Origin of the sequence: Actinomadura bangladeshensis, assembly GCF_004348335.1 — a bacterium.
Lineage (GTDB): Bacteria > Actinomycetota > Actinomycetes > Streptosporangiales > Streptosporangiaceae > Spirillospora > Spirillospora bangladeshensis.
On sequence record NZ_SMJW01000029.1, the window covers coordinates 1 to 16,595 of the forward strand.

Below are 16,595 nucleotides of genomic sequence, written 5' to 3' on the forward strand. Positions count from 1 at the left end.
GCGGAGATTTGTATAAGAGACAGAGCTGCTGGCCCGCGACACGGCCTCGCGGCGCAGCGTGGTGAGCGCGGCCGACATCGTCGGCATCATCGTGCAGCCGAGCCCGATGCCCCGCACGACCAGCGCGCCGCCGAGCAGCCAGTAGGAGGTGTCGGCCGTGACCAGGGCGAACGGGACGGTGCCGAGCACCAGCAGCGCGATGCCGAGCGGCACGATGCGGCCGGCCCCGAACCGGTCGGTGACCACACCGGCCACCGGCATCGCGAGGGCCGCGCCGATGCCCTGCGGGGCCAGCAGCAGGCCCGCGGCGAACGCCCCCTCGCCGTGCGCGGTCTGGTAGAAGAGCGGGATCAGCAGCATCGAGCCCATCAGCGCGATGCCGACGAGGAACACCGCGGCGGACGCGGTCGCGAACGTCCGGTCGGTGAACAGCCGGACGTCGATCAGGGAGCGCTCGCGGCGGCGCAGGCTGTGCAGCACGAACAGGCCCACCAGGACCGCGCCCGCGATCAGCCAGCCGACCGTCGTGGCGTTGCCGAAGCCGCCCTCGCTGCTCGCGGTGGACAGGCCGTAGATCAGCAGCGCGAACCCGGGCGGCAGCAGGAGCAGACCGCGCAGGTCCAGCGCCGACGCGCCGCCCTCGCCCCGGCCGCGCGGCACCTTCCACCAGGCGAGCGCGAAGGCGAGCGCGCCGACCGGCACGTTCACGAAGAAGATCCAGCGCCAGTCGACGTCCTCGACCAGCCAGCCGCCGATCACCGGGCCGAGGACGGGCCCGAGCAGCATCGGCACGCCGACGATGCTCATGATCCGGCCGAGCCGGCGCGGTCCGGCCGCCATCGTCAGGATGGCCATCCCGGTCGGCATCAGCATGCCGCCGCCGAGCCCCTGCACCACCCGGAAGACGATCAGCGAGCCGATGTTCCAGGCCGAGCCGGACAGCACGGACCCGGCCACGAACAGCACGATCGAGGTCAGCCACACGCTCCGCCCGCCGAACCGGTCGACGGCCCAGCCGGTGAGCGGGATGACGCTGCCCATGGCCAGCAGGTAGCCGGTGATGACCCACTGGATCGTGGACAGGTCGGTGTGGAAGTCGCGCCCGAGCGTCTCCAGGGCCACGTTGACGATCGTGGTGTCCAGGATCGCCATCACGGTGCCGGCGACGATCACGAGGCCGAGCACGATCGTGCGCCGGTCGAGCCGTTCGCCGCCGGTGCCGCCCGGCGGCGCCACCTTGGTGGACGGGCTTTCGGCCATGTCGCCCCCCTTGCCTGAAGGTCCGGTAGCCCGGAGTCCCCGTGGCTCAAGACGTGAAACATCTTGAAGTTCAATGTTTTGCAGTGCATCACGAAATATGTTGAACTTCAAGGTATGTCCGAGGACGGATTCGCCGCCGACGCGTCGATCGACGCCGACATGGAGACGATGGTGCAGCTCCTGAGCCGGACGATGCGCGGCATGAAGGGCGCGCGCCCCGAAGCCGAGGACCTCATCCACCGGGTGAAGGAGGCCGGGCTCGGGCCCCGGCACGTGCCCGCGCTGATGCAGCTCGTCCTGCACGGCCCGGCGCCGGTGGGCGTCCTCGCCCGGCACATGGCGCTCAACCCCGCCACGGTCAGCCAGCTCGTCGGCGAGCTGCAGCGCGGCGGCTTCGTCGAGCGCCGGCCGGACGAGCGGGACCGCCGCCGCATGATCGTCAGCCTGGCCGAGGCGCACCGCGCGGCGATCGAGCGGTTCGCCTGGCGCCGGCTGCGCCCGCTGCGCGCCACGCTGGAGGCGCTGACCCCGACCGAGCGGAGCCACTTCCTGCACGGCTGGCGCACGCTCGCCGAGAACATGGAGCGCGGGTGATCACCGCGGGCCGCGGTTCGGCGGCCGGGGTCAGCCGCGGCGCATGAGGCGGCCGACGGCGGCCATCAGCTCGGTGGACATCGCGTCGCCCTTGCCCTCCTCGGCGCCCTCCGCCACGCAGTGCCGGACGTGCCCGTCCAGCAGGCCGAGCGCCACCTTGTCCAGCGCGGCCTGGACGGCGCTGATCTGGGTGAGGATGTCGATGCAGTAGCGGTCGTCCTCGACCATCCGGTCGATGCCGCGCACCTGGCCCTCGATCCGGGCCAGCCGGGTCTGCAGCTGGTCCTTGGTGGCGGTGTACCCGCGGGTGGGGGTCTCGCTGGTCGCCATTACCGTCCTCCGCAATCCTTCCGAGGGCGCACGCCCGGGTACCCCTGGGGGACATCCCCCAACAGGTACCTTATGCGCTGCCCGGGGTTACGGCGGCGGGACGTTCCAGGCGCTGACGACCGGCCGGTCATGCTCGGTGCCGAGCGCCGAGAGCGTGCCGGTGCCGAGCATGAACAGCCGCCCGAGCGCGGGCTCCAGGCCGAGCCACCGCGCCGTCAGTACCCGCAGGAAGTGGCCGTGCGCGACGAGCGCTACGTCGCCCTTCGCGAGCAGGCCCTTCGCGAGCAGGCCCTCCGCGAGCAGGCCGTCCGCGAGCGGTCCGACCCGCGCGAGCACCGCGTCGGCCCGCGCGCCGACCTGGTCGACGGTCTCGCCCGGATGCCCGGCGTCGCCGGGGACGACCCCGTCGTCCCAGAGGAACCAGCCGGGGCGGGTCTCCCGGATCTCGGCCGTGGTGATCCCCTCGTAGCCGCCGTAGTCCCACTCCCGCAGGTCCGGGTCGGTCTCCGCGGCCGGCAGCCCGGCGAGCCCGGCGGTCCGCCGCGCCCGCTCCGCCGGGCTGACCAGCGTCCGCACGATGCGCCGCTCCTTGAGCGCCGGGCGCAGGGCCCGCGCCTGCTCCTCGCCGCGCGCGGTCAGCGGCACGTCCGTCAGCCCGGTGTGCCGCCGCGCCCGGCTCCACTCGGTCTCCCCGTGCCGCACCAAGATCAGCTCTCCCATGGTGGAGTGTCTACCCGGCGGGCGGGCGCACCGGAACCCCGGGAAGGGTGAGGACGCGGGGGAGATCCGTGTCAGTCCAGGACCGACGTGAGCGGGGTGTAGGGGAGGCCGTGGGCCTCGGCGACGTGGTCGTAGACGAGGTCGCCGGCGTGCGTGTTGAGGCCCCGCGCCAGTGCTCCGTTCTCGCGGAGGGCCCGGTGCCAGCCCTTGTCGGCGATCTGCACGGCGTAGGGGAGCGTCACGCCGGTGAGGGCGTAGGTCGAGGTGTTCGGGACGGAGCCGGGCATGTTCGCCACGCAGTAGAACGTCGAGCCGTGCACCGTGTAGGTCGGGTCGGCGTGCGTGGTGGGGCGGGAGTCCTCGAAGCAGCCGCCCTGGTCGATGGCGATGTCCACCAGGACGGAACCGGCCTTCATCGCGGCGACCAGGTCATTGGAGATCAGCTTGGGCGCGCGGGCCCCGGGGATGAGCACGGCGCCGATGACGAGGTCGGCGGCGCGGGCCTCCTGCTCGACGGTGTAGGAGTTGGACACGAGCGTCCGGAGCCGGCCCTGGTAGATCGCGTCGATGTGCCGCAGGCGGTCGACGTTCACGTCCATGACGGTCACGTCCGCGCCCATCCCGACGGCGATCTGCGCGGCGTTGAGGCCGGACACGCCGCCGCCGATGACGACGACCTTGGCCGGGGCCACGCCCGGCACGCCGCCCGGCAGCACGCCGCGCCCTCCGTTGGACGCCATGAGGTTGTAGGCGCCGACCTGCGGGGCGAGCCGCCCGGCGACCTCCGACATGGGCGCGAGCAGCGGCAGCGACCGGTCCGGCAGCTGGACGGTCTCGTAGGCGATCGCGGTGACGCCGGCGGCCAGCAGCGCGTCGGTGCACGCGCGGGACGCGGCGAGGTGCAGGTAGGCGAACAGGACCTGGCCGCGGCGCATCCGGTGGTACTCGGCCGCGACCGGCTCCTTGACCTTGAGGATCAGCTCGCCCTCGGCCCACACCTCGTCCGGGCCGTCCAGGATCTTGGCGCCGGCGGCGGCGTAGTCGTCGTCGGGGATCGCCGATCCGAGGCCGGCGCCGCGCTCGGCGAACACCTCGTGGCCGTGCCGGGTCAGCTCGTGCACGCCCGCCGGTGTGATCGCCACCCGGTACTCGTGGTTCTTGATCTCTCGCGGCACGCCGATCTTCACCGGGGGCTCCTCTGTCCACGCTGACCAGGACCTGTGCTTCCAGCGTGCGGTCGGGGGCCCGCCTCCGGCTACGAGCAGTGTGTCAAGGCATCGGCCCCATCGGCGACACTCTGTAAAGGCCGGCGGGCCCGGCGGCCGGTGGAACGTTGCACGCTACGGGCGCGTCGGCAGCCACTCGTCGGCGATCGCGACCGTCAGCTGCTCCAGCAGCGGCCCGGTCCGCCGGACGCGGCGCTCCTCGTCCGGCTCGATGTCGGCCAGCGCGTACGCGGCCTGGATCCGCGCCTTGCGCAGCTGCTCGCCGGTGAGCGCCCGGCGGCCGGCCACCGCGACGACCGGCGCGCCCGCCCGGGCGGCGGCGCGGGCCGCCCCGATCGGCGCGGTGCCGCGCAGCGACCGGGTGTCGAGCGTGCCCTCGCCGGTGACGACGAGGCGGGCGCCGCGCGCCTTGCCGGCGAAGCCCAGCAGGTCGAGCAGCAGCGCCGGGCCCGGCTCGATCGTCGCGCCGAGGAAGGTCAGCGCGGCGAACCCGACGCCGCCGGACGTCCCGGCGCCCGGCAGGTCGCGGGCCGCCCGGCGGGCCGCCGCCTCCGCGAGATCGGCCCAGCGGCGCAGCCCGGCGTCCAGCACCCGCACCTCGTCGCGGCTCGCGCCGCGGCGCGGGCCGTCCACGGCGGCGGCGCCGGTGCGGCCGAGCAGCGGCCCCGCGGAGTCGCCCGCCACCACCACCTCGACCCCCGACAGGTCGGGCAGCCCGCGCAGGTCGAGGGCGTGCAGCGAGCGCAGCGCCGCCCCGCCCGGCGGCAGGTCCTTGCCGAGCGCGTCCAGCAGCCGCCCGCCGAGCCCCTGCACGAGGCCGGCGCCGCCGTCGGTGCAGGCGCCGCCGCCGAGGCCGAGCACGATCCGGCGGGCGCCGAGCCGTAACGCGTGCGCGACCAGCTGGCCCGTCCCGAGGCTGGAGGCGGTCAGCGGGCGCGGCTTGCCGCCCGGCAGCCGGCGCAGCCCGGACGCCTCGGCCAGCTCCACCACCGCGCTGCGGCCGTTCAGCGCCAGCCGCGCGGTGACCGGCCGCCCCGTCGGCCCGCACACCTCGACCTGGACCCGGCGCCACCCGGCCGCGACCGCCGCCTCCACGGTGCCCTCGCCGCCGTCGGCCACGGGCAGCTCCACCAGCGGGACGTCCGGCCGGGCACGGCGCAGCCCGGCCGCGAGATGCCGGGCCGCCTGCGCCGCGGTCAGCGCCCCCGGGAACCTGTCAGGCGCCAGCAGGACGTGACCCGGCGGAGACGGACGGGAGGGAGAGTCCGCGGACACCACAGCCACGCCTTTCACGCCGGGAGGTAAAGCCCTACCTTCTGCTTACGCCATGACGGCACTATTTGACACCCGCAAACGCGTCCCAGAGTCTCAAATGGCCGCAGAGCCGTGTTCTCCCGGAGCGGCTACCGCACGTCCAGCCACTGCTCGATCGGGTTGATCGCGAAGAAGACCAGGAACAGCAGCACCACCGGCCACAGCCAGACCGACACCTCGCGGATCTTGCCCTTGGCCAGCTTGATCAGCGCGTAGGCGACCATCCCGCCGCCGATCCCGATGGTGATCGAGAACGTGAACGGCATCAGCACGATGGTGAGGAACGCCGGGATCGTCAGCTCCAGGTCGCTCCAGTCCACCTTGGCGACCTGCGTCATCATCAGCGCGCCGACGACGACCAGCGCGGGCGCGGCGGCCTGCGCGGGGACGGTCGCGGCGAGCGGGGTGAGGAACAGCGTCACCGTGAACAGCGCGCCGGTGGCGATGTTGGCGAGGCCGGTCCGGGCGCCCTCGCCGACGCCGGCCGCCGACTCCACGAACACCGTGTTGGCGGACGAGCTGGTGACGCCGCCGAACGCGGCGGACAGGCCGTCCACCGACAGGATCCGGCCGAGCCGCGGCACCTCGCCCTTCTCGTTCAGCAGGCCCGCCTCGTCGCTGACCCCGAGGATCGTGCCCATCGCGTCGAAGAAGCCCGACAGCACCAGGGTGAACAGCACGACCAGCGCGGTGATCACCCCGGCCCGGCCGAACCCGCCGAACAGGTCGATCTCCCCGAACAGTCCGAAGTCGGGCGCGGCGAACAGCTTGTCGGGCATGTTCGGGGTGACGATGCCCCAGCCGCCCTCCTTGATGGAGGCGTTCTCCTGGATGGCGACCGCGCCGATCGTCCCGGCGATGATGCTGATCAGGATGGCGCCGGGCACCCGCCGCACGTACAGCACGATCATCAGCAGCAGGGTGAGCGCGAACACCAGCGTCGGCCAGGTGGCCAGGTGGCCGCCGGTGCCGAGGGACAGCGGCGGGCTCGTCGCGCTGGAGGTGACGAACCCCGAGTCGTAGAGGCCGACCAGCGCGATGAACGCGCCGATGCCGACCGCGATCGCGTGCTTGAGCGCCAGCGGGATCGAGTTCATGATCCGCTCGCGGATGCCGGTCAGCGCGAGGACGATGATGACCACGCCCTCGATCACCACCAGGCCCATCGCCTGCGGCCAGGTCATCACCGGCGCCGCCTGGAACGCCACCACCGCGTTGATGCCGAGGCCCGCGGCGAGCGCCAGCGGCGCGTTCCCGACCAGGCCCATGATCACCGTGGTGACCGCGGCGGACAGCGCGGTCATCGTGGTCAGCTGCGGAATCGACAGCGTCGCACCGGTGACGTCCTTCGCCCCGCCGAGGATGATCGGGTTCAGCAGGATGATGTAGGCCATCGCGAAGAACGTGGTGACCCCGCCGCGCAGCTCGCGCGGCACCGTGGTGCCCCGCGCGGTGAGTTCGAACAGCCGCTCCAGCGGCCCGCCCCCGCCGGCCGGCGGCGATTCGTCGGTCTTCGCGGTACTGATCTTGGACATGGCGGGCGCTCATCTCTGCGCGGCGGTGGTTCCGGCGGCGTGGACGGGATTCGGGCGAGCACAGATTAGCCGGTGCGGACTCCGCAGCGTGACGGGGGCGATGGCGGGGCGGGGACGCGCCCTCCAGCCTGCCCCGATAGCCTGCCGTGGTGCGGATTCGAACACGCTTCGGTACCGAATACGGCGAATCGCGGGCCTGACCGGCCGGGGTATCGGCACACTTGAGGACCTGAGTCGGCTTCTTCCTCGCCCCGCGCGCGGCGATTACCTGGTAGGCGGTGGTCACACGATGGATCGGGAGACACTGGGGCAGCGCATCCGCGCCCTGCGGATCCGGCAGGGCGTGAGCCAGGCGCAGCTCGCCTTCCCCGAACTGTCCGACAGCTACATCTCGCTGATCGAGAGCGACAAGCGGGTGCCGGCCCCGAGCGTGGTGGAGCTGCTGGCCGCGAAGCTGAACTGCTCGGCGACCTACCTCGTCAGCGGCGTCAGCGAGGACGTCGTGGACGAGCTGCGCGTCACCCTCGACTACGCCGAGATCGCGCTCAGCAACGGCGCGGCGGCCGAGGCGCGGGCCCGGTTCGCCGAGGTCCTCGCGAGCGCGGACGCGGTCGCGCTGCCCGACATGCTGCACCAGGCGCGCTGGGGGCACGCGCTCGCGCTGGAGGCCGCGGGCGAGCTGGAGGGGGCGATCGCCGAGCTGACCGCGCTGACCGAGGAGGCCTCCGCCGAGGCCGACCTCGACCACTGGGCGAAGGTGCACGTCGCGCTGAGCCGCTGCCTGCGCGAGCGCGGCGACGTCAGCGCCGGCGTCGAGGCGGCCGAGCGCGCGCTGCGGCACCTCATCGCCACCGGCGCCGACTCGACCGACGCGGCCGTGCTCCTCGGCGCGGCGCTGCTCGCCGCGTTCATCGAGCGCGGCGACCTCGTCCGGGCCCGCCAGCTCGCCGCCCAGCTCGTCGAGCGGGCCGAGCGGATCGGCAGCCCCCGGGCGCGGATGGTCGCCTGCTGGGAGGCCGCCTACGTCGCCGAGATCCGCGGCGAGTACGAGGAGGGCGTCACGCTCGCCGAGCGGGCCCTGATGCTGGCCGGCGACGGCGAGGACCCCCGCGACCTGAACCGGCTCCGCGTGATCTACGCCGGGCTGCTGCTGCGCGCCCGCCCCGACCAGGCCGCCCGCGCCCGCGAACTGCTGGCCCGGGTGCGCGGCGAGATCAGCGCCAGCTCGTCCGGGGAGATCGACGTCGCCTGGTGCCTGACCGAGCTGGCCCGTGCGGAGACCGCGCTCGGCCGTCCCGCCGAGGCGGTGGCGCTCGCCGAGGAGGCCCTCGACCTGCTCGGGGACGCCCCGCGCCGGGCCACCGCCGGGGCGCTGACCGTGCTCGGCGAGGCGTCGGTGCGGCTCGGCCGCCGCGACCGGGCCGTCGAGGTGCTGACCCGCGCCGCGACCTGCCTGGAGCAGATGGAGTCCTCCCGCGAGGCCGCGCAGGCGTGGTTCGACCTCGCCGAGGTCCTGTCCGAGGCCGGCACCGCCGAGGAGCCCCGGATGGCCGCCTACCGCCGCGCGCTCACCTGCGTGGGGGTGTAGCCGAACCATCCCGAACCATCTCGGACGGCGCCGCGTCCATAATGCTGCGAATTGTTCGAGGTGGGGGAGTTGCTGGTGTTCGGTGTGGTTCGTCCGTGCAGGCATGTGCTGTGCGGCTCGCTGTTCAAGGACTGGACGGCCCACCTGTGCGGGCTGTGCCTGACGCTGCGGGCCGAGCACGGCCAGGCCGCGCGGCTCGTCACCAACTACGACGGGCTGCTGGTGTCGGTGCTGGTCGAGGCGCAGGCCCCGGAGCTGTCGCCGCGCCGCAAGGCCGGGCCGTGCGCGCTGCGCGGGATGAAGACCGCCGAGGTCGTCACGGCGAAGGCGCAGGGCGCGCAGCTGGCCGCCGCCGCGTCGCTGCTGCTCGCCGCGGGCAAGACGCGCGACCACGTCGCGGACGGCGACGGGCCCTACGCGCGCCGCCTGGTCGCCGCCGCGGCGGGGCGGATGGCCGACCGGTGGGACGCCGCCGGCGGCCGGACGGGCGCCGCGGTCGGCTTCGACCCGTCCGCGCTGCGCGACGCGGTCGCCCGGCAGCCGCTGCTGGAGTCGGCGCCGGGGCTCGGCCTCCTCGACCTGACCGAGCCCACCGAGACGGCCGTCGCCGCCGTGTTCGCGCACACGGCCGTCCTCGCGGGCCTGGAGGGCAACGCGGAGGCGCTCGCCGAGGCCGGCCGCTTCTTCGGCCGCGTCGCCCACCTCGTCGACGCCGTCGAAGACCTCGCGGACGACCGGGAGGCCGGCGCCTACAACCCCCTCCTCGCCACCGGCACCACCCTCGACGAGGCCCGCCGGCACGCGGACGACGCCCTGCACGGGCTCCGCCTCGCCCTCGCCGACCTGGAGCTGGAGCGGCCGCGGCTCGTCCGGGCGCTGCTGGACCGGGAGGTGGGCCGCTCCGTCGACCGGGTCTTCGCCGATCCGGAGAACCAGTCCAGGCACGGCCCCCGGCCGCCGCGCCCCGGCTGGCCGATCCCGTGTTTCACCGGGGCGGCCGTGTGCGTGACCTGCGGCGTCTTCCAGCCCGAGTGGAGCGATCACCACGGCGACTCGTGCGGCGACCGCTGCTGGTGCACCCGGCACTGCGACGCCTGCGACGGAAGCTGCTGCGACTGCTGCGAGTGCTGTGACTGCGATTGCGACTGCGACTGCTGCGACGGCTGCTGCTGCGACTGCAGCTGACCGCGCTCCCTCCTGGAACGTGGTAGCGCACGACCCGGAACGTGCCATGGCGACCGGCTCAGTAAGGTGGACGCAGCCCTTCAACTCACTACAGAACCCGGCCCTCCATGAACATCCGCAAGCCCCGCCGGGCCGTGCGGCGCCTCGGCGTCGTCGCGGCCCTCGCCCTCGCCCTCGGCACCGTGACCGCCACCCCCGCGCTCGCGCACACCCGGCTCCTCGACAGCACGCCCGGCAAGGGCGCGTCCGCCGAGTCGGTCACCGAGATCAAGCTGGTCTTCAGCGACAAGATCAGCCTGGCGAAGGTGGTCGTCACCGACGCGCAGAAGAAGACCTACCAGTCGGGTGAGGCGGAACGCTCCGGCACGACGGTGACGCAGAAACTGGCGGGGCCGCTGCCCGCCGGGTCCTACACCGTGGCCTACCGGGTCGTCGGCGAGGACGGGCACCCGATCGAGAACGCCGACCTGACGTTCACCGCGACCGGGGGCGAGGCCGCGGCGCCCGCGCCGTCTGCGGGCGCGGTCGGCGCCGAGGAGCAGGCGGGCACGGCGGCCACCACCGACGAGCAGCCGCTCAAGGCCGACCAGGAGGCCGCCGAGAAGAAGGACTCCGGCTCCGGGAAGATCCTCTGGACGCTGATCGTCGCCGGCCTCATGGTCGGCATCGGGATCGGGGCGGGCATCGTGTTCCGCGCCCAGCGCAAGCAGCGGGCGGCAAGCGGACGTGAATAAGGGCAGCCTGGTCGTCTGGCGGGCCGCCGCGGTCGCGGTGGCCGCGGCCGGGGCCGGCCTCGTCGCCGCCCTGGTCCTCGGCGGCTCGGTCACCGAGAAGGTCATCCCCGGCCTCGGTGACGCCGGCGCGCTGACCCGGTGGGGGCTGCCGGCCGCCCGCATGGCGATGGACCTGCTGTCCGCGCTGACCGTCGGCGCCCTGCTCGCCGCCGCCGCGTTCCTGCCCGCCGAGGGCGGGCGGGGTGCGTCGCGGCTGTCCAAGGACGCGATCGGCTACCTGAGCGTGGCGTCCTGGACCGCCGCCGGATGGGCCGCCGCCGCGGCCGCCACCCTCGTCTTCACCGTCGCCGACGTCCTCGGCCGGCCGGTCGGGGAGGTCCTCACCGGCAGCGAGCTGAGCAGCTATGTCGGCTCGCTGCCGCAGGGCACCGCCCTCATGATCGTGGTCCTGCTGGCCGTGGTCGTGGCGCTGCTGGCGCGCACCACGACCACGCCCGGCGCCGCCTTCGGGCTGCTCGCGATGGCCGCGATCGCGCTGTTCCCCGCGCCGCTGACCGGTCACTCGGCCTCGGCCGCCAACCACGCCACCGCGACGACCGGCGTCGCGCTGCACGTCGCCGCGGTCGCGCCGTGGGTCGGCGGGCTCGCCATCGTCGGCGCGCACGCGCTGCTGCGCCGCGACGGGCTCGCGGTCATGGCGGACCGGTTCAGCCGGATGGCCCTCTGGTGCTACATCACCGTCGGCGTCAGCGGCCTGGTGAACGTCATCGCCCGGCTGCCCGACCCCGCCGAGCTGGTGACCACGAACTACGGGCGGCTCGCCCTCGGCAAGATCATCGCGTTCGCGGTGCTCGGCTGGTTCGGCTGGTGGCACCGGGAGCGGACGCTGCCCGCCCTGCACGACCGCAAGCCCCGCGCCTTCGCCCGGTTCGCCACCGTCGAGGCGGCGGTGATGGCGGCCACCATGGGCCTCGCCGTCGCGCTGGCGCGCACCGCGCCGCCCCCGCCGACCGAGCCGGAGTCCGCGGTCAAGTCGCTGCTCGGCTACGACATGCCGCCCGAGGTCACCCCGGTGCGGCTGCTGACGCTGTGGCAGTTCGACCTGTTCTTCGCCGCCCTCGTCGCCGTCCTCGGCGGCCTCTACCTCGGCGCCGTCGTCCGGCTGCGGCGGCGCGGCGACTCCTGGCCGGCGGGCCGCACCGCCGCCTGGCTCCTCGGGCTGGTCAGCATCATCGCCGTCACGCAGACCGGCGTCGCCAAGTACGCGCCGATCCTGTTCAGCGTGCACATGGCGCAGCACATGGTGCTGAACATGCTGACGCCGATCCTCCTCGTCGTCGGCGCGCCGGTGACGCTGGCGCTGCGCGCGCTGAAGCCCGCCCGGGTGCGCGGCGACCGCGGCCCGCGCGAGTGGCTGACCGCGCTGCTGCACAGCCGCTACCTGCGGGTGATCGCGCATCCCGGGGTGGCCACGGTCATCTTCGTGGTGAGCCTGTTCGCGCTGTACTTCACGCCGCTGTTCGAGGCGGCGATGCGCAACCACCTCGGCCACATCGCGATGATGGTGCACTTCCTCGCGGCCGGGTCGCTGTTCTTCTGGGTGCTGCTCGGCGTCGACCCGGCGCCGCGGAAGCTGCCCTACCCCGCCCGGCTCATCCTGCTGTTCGTGACGATGCCGTTCCACGCGTTCTTCGGCATCGCCGTGATGAGCATGAGCCAGGCGCTGGCGCGCGGCTGGTACGCGGCCGTCGACCCGCCGTGGGGCACCACCGTCCTGCACGACCAGCACACCGGCGGCGCGATCGCCTGGGCGTTCGGCGAGATCCCGACGTTCATCGTCCTGATCGTGATGGCGTGCCAGTGGTACGCCGACGACCAGCGGCAGGCGCGGCGCTCGGACCGCAAGGCCGACCGCGCCGCCAGGCCGGGCGGCCGCCCCGAGGACGACGAACTGGCCGCCTACAACGCCCGCCTCGCCAAACTGGCCCAGCTGGACAGGGCCGCCGAAGAACAGGGCAAGGCGTAGGACCGCACTCCCTCTCACGGGGGAGGGGCATGGAGGAGCGGTCTGCCAGGATCGGGGGTGTGGTTCGTGTGCTGCGGCCGCTGATCGAGCGGACGACCTGGCAGCGCTGGTCGCACCTCGTGGTGGGCGGCGCGCTGCTGATGCCGTACTGGTTCCTGGCGATGAGCCTCTCCCCGCTGCTGCCGATCGGCAACACCGTGGTGGCGGTCGTGCTGATGCTGCTCGTGCTGCCGGCGGCGGCGACGTTCGTCACCGGGCTCGTGCCGACGGTGCGGCTGCTGGAGGCGTCCCTCGCCAGGGAACTGCTCAAGGGGCCCGCCGCGGCGCTCGTGCCGGGGTCGGCGCGCTCGTGGGAGAGCCGGCTCCGCGCCGCGGCGTGGTTCAGCCTGCATCTCGGCGCCGGCGTGGTGGTCAGCGGGCTCAGCCTGGCGGTGCCGCCGTTCGCGGTCGTGATGACCCTGGCGCCGGTGGTGGCCTGGGACACCCAGTTCCTGGAGGTCTGGGGGTGGCAGGACGACTGGCAGCAGTGGACGGCGCCGGCGATCGGGCTGGCGGCGCTGGCCGTGCTGCTCGCGCTGATCGTGGCCGCGGGCACGCTGCTGTCCGGGCTCGCGCCGTGGTTCCTCGGCCCGTCCGCCGCCGAGAAGCTCGCCGCCGCCGAGGACAGGGCGGTGAAGCTGGCCGAGCGCAACCGGCTGGCCAGGGAGCTGCACGACTCGGTGGGCCACGCGCTCAGCGTGGTGACGCTGCAGGCGGGTGCCGCCGGGCGGGTCCTGGACGCCGACCCGGCGTTCGCCCGGGAGGCGCTCGGCGCGATCGAGGAGTCGGCCCGCGCCGCGCTGGAGGACCTCGACCACGTGCTGGGGCTGCTGCGGGAGGACGCGTCCCGCCCCGCGCCGCAGGCCACGCTGAAGGACCTCGGGCGGCTGCTGGAGCAGACCCGGCTCGCGGGCGTGAAACTCGACGCGGAGGTGGCGGCGGAGGTGGAGCAGGTTCCGGCGGCCGTGTCGCGGGAGGCGTACCGGATCGTCCAGGAGGGGCTGACGAACGCGCTGCGGCACGCCGGGAAGGTCCCGGTGCGGCTGCGGCTCGGCATCGCGGGAGACAGGTTGGAGATGGAGATGAGCAACCCGCTCGGCGCGTACCGGGGCGACGGCGCCGACCACGGCGGCGGCCGCGGCCTCGCCGGGGTCCGCGAGCGCGTCACCGTGCTGCGCGGCGACATGGCCGCGGGGGCCGACGGGGACGCCTGGCGGTTCCGCGTCTCACTGCCGCTAAGGTCCGGGACATGACGATCAAGGTGCTGCTGGTCGACGACGAGCGGCTGATCCGCGCGGGCCTCGCCGCCATCATCGGCGCCGAGGACGACCTGGCCGTGGCCGGCGAGGCGGCCGACGGCTCCGAGGTGCCGGACGCGGTGCGGCGGCTGCGCCCCGACGTGGTCCTCATGGACGTCCGGATGCCGCGGCTCGACGGCATCCAGGCGACCCGCCGCATCCTGGAGACCGTGCCGGAGCCGCCGCGGATCATCGTCGTCACCACGTTCGAGAACGACGAGTACGTCTACGACGCGCTGAAGGCCGGCGCGCACGGCTTCCTGCTCAAGCGGACGCGGCCCGAGGAGATCCTGCGGGCGATCCGGATGGTCGCGCACGGCGACAGCCTGCTGTTCCCGGCGGCGATCCGGGAACTGGCCGCGCGGCACGGCGGCTCCGCCGGGGGCGGCGGCGCCGGCTGGCACGCGCAGCTCACCGAGCGGGAGGGGGACGTCCTGCGGCTGATGGCCAAGGGCCGCTCCAACGCCGAGATCGCCGGGGACCTGTTCGTGAGCCCGCAGACGGTGAAGACGCACGTCGGCAACATCCTCGCCAAGCTGCAGGCCCGCGACCGGACCCAGGCCGTGATCCTCGCCTACGAGACGTCCTTCATCACGCCCGGCTGAGCTGCCAGGGTGGGGGCATGAGGGACTTCCGCTTCGGGTTCAACTTCTTCGACATCGCCTCCCGCGAGGACTTCACCGAGCGGTGCCGGCGCGGCGAGCGGTACGGCTACGACATCGCGCTCGTGCCCGACCACCTCGGCGCCCCGGCGCCGTTCCCGACGATGGTCGCCGCCGCGGACGCGACCGAGCGGCTGCGCGTCGGCACGCTCGTGCTGAACGCCGGGTTCTGGAACGCGCACCTGCTGGCCCGCGAGGTCGCCACCGCCGACCGGCTCACCGGCGGGCGGGTGGAGCTGGGGCTCGGCGCCGGGCACATGAAGTGGGAGTTCGACGCGGCCGGGATCGCGTGGGAGCCGTTCGGCGCGCGGGCGGAGCGGATGGCCCGGCTGATCGAGGAGCTGGGCGGGCTGTTCGGCGGCGACGGCTACGAGCGGCACCGGCCGGTGGCCGAGCACTTCGGGCTGGCGCCGCTGGAGCCCGTGCAGCGCGGCGGGTTCGGCGGGTCCGGGCCGCCGCTGCTCGTCGGCGGCACCGGCGACACGGTGCTGCGGGCCGCCGCCCGGTACGCCGACATCGTCGGGATCGCGGGGGCGTACCAGGTGAAGGGCGAGGAGCCGGGGACGTTCCGGCTGGGCACCGCCGCGGAGGCGGAGGAGCGGGTCCGGTTCGTCCGCGAGCACGCGGGGGAGCGGGCCGCCGGCATCGAGTGGAACGTCCTGGTCCAGCACGTCCAGGTGACCCCGGACCGGCGCGCCGAGGCCGAGCGGATCCGGGCCGAGCGGCTGCCGTACCTGACCGCCGAGGAGATCCTCGACACCCCGTTCGTGCTGCTCGGCACGGAGGCGCAGATCGCCGAGCAGCTCCGGGAGCGGCGCGAGCGCTTCGGGTTCTCCAACGTCACCGTGCACGCGCCGTTCCTGGACGTCCTCGGCCCCGTGATCGCGCAGGTCTAGGCGGCCCCATCGGGCGGGGCTTACACCTGGTTTACCTGCCGGTAGCTACAAAAGAGACATAAGAGACATGGCTGACCGATCGGGGGATCATGGACGCCGTTACCCTGTCCGAGCTGCGCAAGCCGCGCGCCTATCCGGCGGTGTCGGTGCTGATGCCGACGCACCGGTCCGTCCCGGACAACCGCCAGGATCCCATCCGGCTGCGCAACCTCCTGTCCGAGGTGCGGCGCCGGCTGCACGACGACGCCCGGGTCGCGCCGGACGCCGCCGAGCACGTGCTGCGCGGGCTGGAGCGCGCCGCGGACGAGGTCGACCTGCGGCACGCCTCCGACGGCCTCGTGCTGTTCGCCGCGCCGGACGGCGAGCACCACGCGTTCGCGATCGGCCAGCCGGTGGACGAGCGGGTCGTCGTGGACACCGGGTTCGCGACCCGCGACCTCGTCGCCGCCTACACCCGCACCCCGCGCTACTGGCTGCTGTCGCTGTCGGACCAGCGGGCGCGGCTGTGGGACGGCCACGGCGAGGAGCTGGCCGAGCGCGCCGCCGCCGGGTTCCCGATCGCGCCGGAGCCGATCGACGAGGCCGGTTCCGGGCGGCAGGCGCGGCGCGCCGCGCAGGGCGGCGACGGCGAGCGGCAGCGCCAGGTCATGCGGGACGTGGTGGCCGCACTCGACCGGGTCCTCGCCCGCGACCGCCGCCCGCTGATCGTCGCCGGCGTCACCCGCCACCAGGCGTTCTTCGACGAGGTGGCCGGGCCGCACATCACGGTGGCGGGCCGCGTCGACGGCAGCTTCGAGGGCGCCTCGCCGAGCGCGCTCGCCGAGGGGGCCCGCCCGGCGCTCGCCGCCTACGAGGACCTCCGCGAGGTCGGCGTGCTCGCCGAACTGGAGGCCGCGCGCAGCATCCAGCGCTACGCGGGCGGCCTCTGCGAGGTCACGCCGCTGGTCGAGGAGGGCCGCGGCGAGCACCTGGTCGTCGAGCGCGGCTACTACGCGCCCGCGGTGAAGTCGCACGGCGAACTCGTCCCGGTGGACGGCATGCCGGGCGTCCTCAAGGGCGCCGACGTCGTCGACGACGCCGTGGACGACGTCATCGAGACGGCGCTGGAGTACGGCGGCGAGGTCACCTTCGTCTCCGACGGCTTCCTCGTCGACCACGGCCGCATCGCCCTCGTCACCCGCTACTGAG

General features: G+C 74.1%; 15 protein-coding genes. 9 read left to right on the forward strand and 6 right to left on the reverse strand.

The genetic code is table 11. The features are described from left to right. The coding region (locus E1284_RS08280; RefSeq protein ID WP_131938417.1) for a DHA2 family efflux MFS transporter permease subunit at positions 1-1,260 on the reverse strand (1,260 nt) is incomplete at its 3' end. 114 nt (positions 1,261-1,374) lie between these two features. Here E1284_RS08280 and E1284_RS08285 point away from each other — a divergent pair. Beyond that, on the forward strand, positions 1,375-1,854 hold the full coding sequence (locus tag E1284_RS08285; protein WP_131938418.1) for a MarR family winged helix-turn-helix transcriptional regulator: 480 nt from the start codon (positions 1,375-1,377) through the stop codon (positions 1,852-1,854). A gap of 30 nt (positions 1,855-1,884) precedes the next feature. Here E1284_RS08285 and E1284_RS08290 read toward each other — a convergent pair whose 3' ends face one another. The 5 genes from E1284_RS08290 to E1284_RS08310 form a co-directional block, all read right to left on the reverse strand. Continuing rightward, on the reverse strand, positions 1,885-2,184 hold the full coding sequence (locus tag E1284_RS08290) for a metal-sensitive transcriptional regulator (RefSeq protein ID WP_067631628.1): 300 nt from the start codon (positions 2,182-2,184) through the stop codon (positions 1,885-1,887). Between the two features lie 87 nt (positions 2,185-2,271). Further along, entirely contained in the window at positions 2,272-2,904 is a 633-nt protein-coding gene (locus E1284_RS08295) for a histidine phosphatase family protein (protein WP_131938419.1), read from the reverse strand. A gap of 71 nt (positions 2,905-2,975) precedes the next feature. After that, a complete protein-coding gene (gene ald, locus E1284_RS08300; RefSeq protein ID WP_131938420.1) occupies positions 2,976-4,091 on the reverse strand; it encodes an alanine dehydrogenase in 1,116 nt (371 codons plus the stop codon). A gap of 153 nt (positions 4,092-4,244) precedes the next feature. Then, positions 4,245-5,408: a glycerate kinase gene (locus E1284_RS08305; RefSeq protein WP_424923477.1), complete on the reverse strand. Its 1,164-nt coding sequence runs from the start codon at positions 5,406-5,408 to the stop codon at positions 4,245-4,247. A 125-nt stretch (positions 5,409-5,533) separates the two neighbouring features. Then, entirely contained in the window at positions 5,534-6,979 is a 1,446-nt protein-coding gene (locus tag E1284_RS08310; protein ID WP_131938421.1) for an NCS2 family permease, read from the reverse strand. A 289-nt stretch (positions 6,980-7,268) separates the two neighbouring features. Between E1284_RS08310 and E1284_RS08315 the strand changes: the two genes are divergently transcribed. From E1284_RS08315 to E1284_RS08350, 8 genes are all read left to right on the forward strand, one after another. Then, a complete protein-coding gene (locus E1284_RS08315) occupies positions 7,269-8,567 on the forward strand; it encodes a helix-turn-helix domain-containing protein (protein WP_131938422.1) in 1,299 nt (432 codons plus the stop codon). 60 nt (positions 8,568-8,627) lie between these two features. Beyond that, entirely contained in the window at positions 8,628-9,752 is a 1,125-nt protein-coding gene (locus tag E1284_RS08320; RefSeq protein ID WP_341770380.1) for a DUF5685 family protein, read from the forward strand. A gap of 107 nt (positions 9,753-9,859) precedes the next feature. Further along, complete coding sequence (locus E1284_RS08325) at positions 9,860-10,486, forward strand: copper resistance CopC family protein (protein WP_131938423.1); 627 nt, start codon at positions 9,860-9,862, stop codon at positions 10,484-10,486. After that, on the forward strand, positions 10,479-12,512 hold the full coding sequence (locus E1284_RS08330) for a bifunctional copper resistance protein CopD/cytochrome c oxidase assembly protein (RefSeq protein ID WP_131938424.1): 2,034 nt from the start codon (positions 10,479-10,481) through the stop codon (positions 12,510-12,512). The genes E1284_RS08325 and E1284_RS08330 overlap by 8 nt, the downstream gene beginning before the upstream one ends. A 59-nt stretch (positions 12,513-12,571) precedes the next feature. Continuing rightward, entirely contained in the window at positions 12,572-13,804 is a 1,233-nt protein-coding gene (locus E1284_RS08335) for a sensor histidine kinase (protein ID WP_243714342.1), read from the forward strand. Further along, complete coding sequence (locus tag E1284_RS08340) at positions 13,801-14,454, forward strand: response regulator transcription factor (RefSeq protein ID WP_131938426.1); 654 nt, start codon at positions 13,801-13,803, stop codon at positions 14,452-14,454. The genes E1284_RS08335 and E1284_RS08340 overlap by 4 nt, the downstream gene beginning before the upstream one ends. A 17-nt stretch (positions 14,455-14,471) precedes the next feature. Beyond that, positions 14,472-15,407, forward strand: coding sequence for a TIGR03621 family F420-dependent LLM class oxidoreductase (locus tag E1284_RS08345; protein WP_131938427.1), 936 nt, complete (start codon positions 14,472-14,474; stop codon positions 15,405-15,407). Positions 15,408-15,496: 89 nt separating this feature from the next. Further along, on the forward strand, positions 15,497-16,594 hold the full coding sequence (locus E1284_RS08350; protein ID WP_131938428.1) for a baeRF3 domain-containing protein: 1,098 nt from the start codon (positions 15,497-15,499) through the stop codon (positions 16,592-16,594). The last annotated feature ends 1 nt before the right edge of the window (position 16,595 follow it).